The organism is uncultured Salinibacterium sp. (assembly GCF_963974405.1).
GTDB lineage: Bacteria > Actinomycetota > Actinomycetes > Actinomycetales > Microbacteriaceae > Rhodoglobus.
In genome coordinates this window covers 1-6,669 of sequence record NZ_CAXBBH010000005.1, presented here as the reverse complement: position 1 = coordinate 6,669, position 6,669 = coordinate 1, and the positions used below count along the sequence as shown (strand labels likewise).

Below are 6,669 nucleotides of genomic sequence, written 5' to 3'. Positions count from 1 at the left end.
CAAACCAACGCAGACGGAGCACCCGAGATGCAGATTGCAATTTCAAACATCAATGGCGAGGTGTTCGGCTACATCAACCGCGTAAGGTATTTCGGTCCTGTCGTGGTAAAGTATCGCCTCTATCTGGCAAGTGATACGCTCGCGCCGCAGACGACGAACCCGCTTACGTTGTATCTCTCCGAGGTCAACGCGGACAACTTCCAAGTGACTGGCCGCGTGTCGTTCGTGGACATCCTCAACAAGTCGTTCCCCTCGATCAAGTACGACGTCGCCAACTTCCCGAACATCTACAGCTAAATGAACATCCTCAACTATCTAGGCAAGCCGTGGGTTCGCTTCGGACGCGGCCCAGATTCTTTTGATTGTTGGGGGCTCGTTCGCCACTTCTACGCGCAAGAGTTCGGCCTCGATTTACCTCTCCACGTCATAGCACCCGAGAGGCTCGCGGAGGTCGTGAAGACGATGCGATCCTCACTAGAAAGCGACTGGGTGCAGGTCGAAGAGATGCAAGAGAATTGCCTCGTCGTGATGTCATCGAAACGCCAGCCGCACCATGTCGGGGTGTGCATTTCCCATCGTGAGAAAACTGTGCTACACTGCGCAAGTAATCAAAACACTTGCTGCCAGCCGTTGAACCACATCGAGCGGGCGCTGGCAATCAATACGGTTTCTTTTTATCTTCCTCGACAATGGCACACTTCATCCTAGCTCCTGACCCGATCAACAAGCCGCACGACCTCACGTCTGAGGAAGTAAAAGGCGTGACAATCTCGCAATGGCTCAACAGCTACTACAAGAAGCATGGCGCTTTCGATCGCCCCATGATGTGCATTGTGGACAATGAGGTCGTGGAGTTCTCCGAGTTCTATCGGTTCAGGCCGACAGACTCGCAGAACGTGGTTTTCACGCCCCGCGTTGAAGGTCTAGTCTCCATCATCATCACGGTTATTTCCTTGGTGGTGTCGGTATATCTGGCGCTGTCGATGTCTGTGCCAGAGAACACCAACTCAGAATATGAGTCTGCACCGAGCTACAGCCTGCAGGGGCGATCGAACCGAAGGAAACTAGGCGAGCCGATAGAGGTCCACTTCGGGCGGATCTCGAAATACTATCCAAGTTACGCGGCCGCTTCATATACTCGTTTCGTCGGTGGTGAGCAAAAACTTTATCAGCTCTTTTGTGTAGGCTATGGCGACCAAGATTTCGATTCGAGTGATATCCGTATCAAGGACACGCCGATAGACAATTACGAAGACGTCCAGCTCGAAGTCACGCGACCGTTCGGGCAGCCTACACTTTTCGCGACCAACGTCGAGACGTCGATCAACGTCTCAAATACTGAGCTGCTCGGACCAAATGAAGCGGGCTTCCCCGGATTCTATGGACCCTTCGCAGCCGGTGCAGACCCTGCGACTGATGAGGTTTACCGGATCGAGATTGATCTTGAATGGCCGAATGGTCTCTACGCTCAGGCGAGCGACGGGGGCATAGACTCCCGTACCACACAAATTCAATCTTACTATCAAGAGCTAGACGACGTAGGCGATCCGGTTGGTTCGGAGGTCTTATGGCTGGACACAACGAAAACGAGCAAGACGACGAGCCCCATCCGCGAGACTTTCACGCTCGAAACACCGAACCCGCTTGCTACTTACACCATCAAGACGGGGCGCGTGAATGACGCATTCGGCAACACCAATATACGGATCACTGATAAGGTTCTCTGGACTGGTCTAAAGTCTTTCAAATCATCGCCCGACAACTACGGGAACGTCACGCTTCTATCGGTGGAGACCACCGCGAGCAATAGCATAAGCGGCTCGGCGGCGCAGTCGGTCAACTTAGATTTCACCGCATACAGTTGCGCCCCTGACGGTGGGCAGATGTCATACGGCCCGACTCGCTCGATAGTCGCGGCGTTCGTGGCCGTGTTCACTAACGAGTACGGCGCAGGGCTCGAAGGTCGTGTGATGGACTGGGACACGCTCCTAGCGATAGACGCGGAGATGGAGGCCGAAGGACGTTATTTCGACTGGACATTTGACCAGACGACGACCGTCTGGGAAGCTGCGAAGGCCATCGCTCGATGTGCTCGCGCCACTCCCATCATGACGGGCTCGTTTATAACGATGAGGCGAGACGTGTTGATCTCTCAGCCCGAGGCGATCTTCACGCCGTACAACATGGTCGAGAATAGTTTCAGCAAAAACTTTACACTCTCGAAGATCAACGACGCAGACGGGGTCGAGATCGAGTACATCGACATCGACAGCGGCAACCAAGAAAAGATATTGTGCTTGCTAGGTGACGACGTAGGAGCACGCCCCGAGCGTGTCCAGTTCATCGGCCAGCGGGACAGAGATTGGGCGTACAGAGAAGGGCTATTCATCCGAGCGCAACGCAAATTGCTGCGCGAGCAAGTGAGATTCACGACTGGGCTCGAAGGCTTACCGGTTCAGTACGGCTCACGCATCGCGGTTGCTTCTGGCGTGGATCAGAAAGAATCAATCTTCGGGCGTGTCGTTGACGTTGTCGGTACGACCGTCACGGTTGACCAGCCGCTCACTTTCAACATGGGCATAGTTTACGGCCTCGCGTTGCGTACTGTGACGGGTGGCGTCAGTGGCACTTACACAGTGACAGAAGGGGCCAACGAGTTCGAGGCTATATTGCCTGCAACGATCCCGAACGACTGGCAGACAACCGACGGACAAGAGCCCGCTTTCTTCGTGTTCGGCGAGGCCGTCTTCGGTGATTATAAAGTCACAGCAGTGGTTCCACAGGGCGGCGAAGAGGTCAGCATCGAGGCCATCAACTACGACGAGACGGTCTACAGCTACGACACAGAGACCGCACCAGCTGCACCCGTAGCGCCAGCGGTTCCAGTGGTTCCAGACCTGCCAGTTGTCGAGACTGTGCAGCTCGTGCAGCTTGACGACTTGACCGTCGGTCATGTCTCATGGACTCCAGCCCTCGGAGCTACTAGCTACATCGTTCAGACGTCGCTCGATGGCGTCGAGTATTCAACTGCAGGCACGGTGACGACGTTGTCGCTCGATGTCACTGTCCCAGTCGGTACGTTCTGGGTGAGAGTTGCGGGCATCGGCTCGGCTCGCGGCCCTTGGTCATTGTGGACTGGCGAGACAGGCGTCGCCACACTACCACCAGCAGACGCGCAGAATTTCCGCCTCCTGAATCCGTTCGTTGGCCAAGCTTGCCAGACTATCTGGGACGCTGAACAGCTCGCGGAATCCTACAACGTGAAAGTCTACGAGCTTCCAGCGGATTCTCTGATATTCGACGATTCAGTATTGCAGACATCATACTCATTCACGGCTGAAGACGTCGCGGCGGTGACTACGGTCGTGCGCGATTTCCGTCTTGAGCTTCTCGCGGTCAACTCGATAGGGACGAGCGAGACAGCCGCAGAGCTGGTCGTCAACAATCCTGCGCCAGTTGCGCTCACTGGGTTGGCCTCGGAGGTTCTCACCGAGACGGACGACTACCTCGACTATTTAGTTTCATGGACGATCACCAGCGAGACCGATCTCGCGTTTTATCGCGTATGGGCGAGCGAGTCTGACGGATTCACTCCAGCCCCCGGCAACGTGTCATCCGAAGGCGTGACTAACTCCGCGACCATACGAATCGCGAAAGATGCAAACGGCAAATTCCCGACGACCTACTGGAACGCAGCAGCTGTTGACGTATGGGGCGACGATACGAACCCAGCAGCGCAACAACTCATCCAAGGAACTCAGACTCTCCTAGTCGATGACCTCGACAACGACTTAGTCGATGACCTCGACAACACCCTCACATCATAACCCACTAATATCATGGCACTAGACTTAGACAAATTCATCCTCCCAAACGGAGCCCCCGCAGCGGGCAAGCAGGCAATGCAATCATCTGCATACGGCCCCGATAACATCCTGAGCAACATCATAGTTGTACGGCAGTCCAGCGACTTCGGTACGATAGACAGCACGAAAGTCTACAAGATAGACGGTCAAGTTGATATGGGGACAACCTCCATCGCGCTTCCCGTCGGAGGAATAAACCTGCAAGGTTTAACCCCCGGTGTCAGCTCACTGTATTCTTCGGAAGATAATTACACTTTATTTTCATCACTATCTTGCGGGGACGTAATTCATAGTGGTGTTACTATTAGCGTGACGGGGGCTAACTCTAAAGTTTACGACCTGAAATCTAGCAACGGCTTATCCAGATACAGCGCAGAAAAGATCATCTACCAAGATTGCACCTCGCTTGGGGAGCTTGATAATTTCTTGCAGGGATTAGAAGATATTGTTGTACGAGTAGGCGGAAGCCCCTCTTTAACGCTCACAGGTGCATGGCTTAGCGGGTTCCTTTCATCACCCTCATTAGTCACATCATTAGATGCTGGTATGACTGAGCCACTCTTTAAGGCAGGAACAGGCTTCCTCATGAGTCGCAGATTCATCACTGATTTAAATTGCGACCTCCCAGCATCCGCAGCCCTCACAGATTTTGCCCCCGCTAACTTCGTCTTTCCGTCAACCCTCATTTTCAATGGCACCTTAATCACAAGAGATGGAGTGCTCTCTCCTGATGATGCCAACTTGACGCCGAACATATCCGCGAGCGACCTAGTGAGCGCATGGAGTGGCAACACTGGACTGCCTAACACGTTTGTGGGAGGCGAAATGGAGTTGACCACTGAGATAGGGACGGCAATAATCACGCAGAACGTCTCTGAGGTGCTACTCGGAACATGGACGGTTGCTGATCTTCAGCATTTCGACTCACCCGCCAACGGTCAACTCCGCCATTTGGGTGTGACTCCGGTCGAGTATTCGGTTAGCTGGGACTTCATCCTCGATGGTGCGCCTAATGCTGAATACAAAATAGAGTTAATCAAAGACAGCGGAGGAGTCGAGACAGTGGTTCACTCTCAGACGCGAGTAATCAACAACCTGCAAGGTGGGCGAGATGTGGCCTATTTCACAGGCACGCATCACGAGAATCTTACGCAAAACGATTTCACTTACTGGAAGGTATCTAACACTACGGGAACACAAAATTGCACGCTTGAGCTTGGGTCTACATGGGACGTAGACGCCAGATAGATTTAGCGCCAGACAGCGCACCGCCGACACACAGCCCGGAGTCATCAGCCGGGAAGGTATCGCTACCTAAAAGGCAAAGCCCCTAGTGATTGAGTCACTAGGGGCTTCTTTGTTACGTCCTGAGTTGCAGCATTTTGATAGCAGCCATCAAGCTCGATTGGTTGTCTCCTTTGTGTCGTAGCGCCTCCGCGACAGCTTCATCAATCGTGCCTTTCGCTAGGATTCGGTGGATGTGTGTCTCGTGTTTCTGGCCGGTTCTCGCGAGTCGTGCGTTGAACTGGTCGTAGAGCTCGCGGGACCAAGTGAGCGAGAACCAACAAAGGCGGCTTGATCCGTCTTGCAGGTTCAGCCCGTGGCCGATGCTGGCAGGGTGGGCAACGAGGGCGCGAATCTTGCCAGCGTTCCAACGTTCGAGACTTGTCTCGTCGAAGATCTCCGCGCCATCGACCGCCGCAACGATCCGCGCTTGCTCGTGTTTGTAGTTAGTGGCGATCAGCAGCGGGGACTTTTCAGAAGATAACAACTTCTTGAGGGCTTCGATCTTGACGCTGTGGAGCGTCTCGACTGTCCGCGTCTCGTTCTCGTCTTCGGCGTAGACTGTCCCGCCTGTGATCTGGAGAAGCTTGTTGCTCAGTGCTGCCGCGTTCGGTGCTACTACCTCGGAGCCTCGCACGTCGATCAAGAGGTCTTTCTCAAGTCGCTTATAAGCCGTCATGACTTTAGGCGGGAGCGTGACCTCGATGTCGTGCAGCCGTGTCGGTGGGATGTCGAGATAATCCTCGGACCGGAGCACAAGCGCCAAGTCAGAAATCTTTTCTTGGATCTTCTCGGCTGCGCCGTCGTGGAGGTGGTAGCCGTACTTATCAAATTGCTTCTGGTAGAAGTACCTGTCGCGGAAGTGCGTTATGAACTCGCCGAAGCGTTTGCCGTTGTCTAGTAGTAGCACCTGCCCGAATAGATCTAACTCTCCATTCGGCATCGGCGTGCCAGTGAGGCCCCAACGAGTCGTAAAAAACCTCTTATATTTACGAAACTCTTTGATGCGAGTGCCTGCTTTTTTTCCGTTGGCTTTTGCTTTGCTCAGCTCGTCCCAGACTACGCCATCGACAGGAATCGAGCGGCGGCCTTTCATGCAAAGCTTGCAAAGCTTCGGGAGTGATTCATAGTTGATCAGGTACACGTTCGCGGTCCCCTTGTCCCACGCTTCGAGCCCCTCGGGCGTGCGTAGGTTGGCGACTGTGAGCCATCGGAACTCCTCCCACTTGGCGACCTCTGCCGGCCATGTGTAGTTCGTCACGCGCAGAGGTGACACGATCAAGAATCCTTTCGCGTCGCCTGAGAGAATACGCTCGCTGATGGCGGCCAGCGTCGAGGCGGTCTTGCCTAGTCCCATGCCCGCAAAAAGCGCAGCCTCGTCATTCTCGACGAGGTGCGCGATTGCTAACTCTTGGTGTTTTAGGGGGCTGAATTTCACAAGCAAATTTTATACGTCAAGAAGACCAAGCACCAGAAAACAATGATACACAAGACCACGAAAGCTTCGGAGGTCATGCCA

4 protein-coding genes are annotated in these 6,669 nt (G+C 54.1%); 3 read left to right on the top strand and 1 reads right to left on the bottom strand.

Annotated features, from left to right (window positions below; all coding sequences use genetic code 11):
* The 3 genes from AACZ26_RS13210 to AACZ26_RS13200 form a co-directional block, all read left to right on the top strand.
* The coding region (locus AACZ26_RS13210) for a DUF1833 family protein (protein WP_339622268.1) at nucleotides 1-297 on the top strand (297 nt) is incomplete at its 5' end.
* A 320-nt stretch (nucleotides 298-617) separates the two neighbouring features.
* On the top strand, nucleotides 618-3,827 hold the full coding sequence (locus tag AACZ26_RS13205; protein ID WP_339622266.1) for a host specificity factor TipJ family phage tail protein: 3,210 nt from the start codon (nucleotides 618-620) through the stop codon (nucleotides 3,825-3,827).
* 12 nt (nucleotides 3,828-3,839) lie between these two features.
* Nucleotides 3,840-5,114 carry a hypothetical protein gene (locus AACZ26_RS13200; RefSeq protein WP_339622264.1) on the top strand — a complete coding sequence of 425 codons (1,275 nt, stop codon included), beginning with the start codon at nucleotides 3,840-3,842 and terminating at the stop codon, nucleotides 5,112-5,114.
* Between the two features lie 112 nt (nucleotides 5,115-5,226).
* On the opposite strand, the gene AACZ26_RS13195 is transcribed toward AACZ26_RS13200, so the two are convergent.
* Nucleotides 5,227-6,588, bottom strand: a complete 1,362-nt coding sequence (locus tag AACZ26_RS13195) for a DEAD/DEAH box helicase (protein WP_339622262.1) — start codon at nucleotides 6,586-6,588, stop codon at nucleotides 5,227-5,229.
* Nucleotides 6,589-6,669 lie beyond the last annotated feature (81 nt).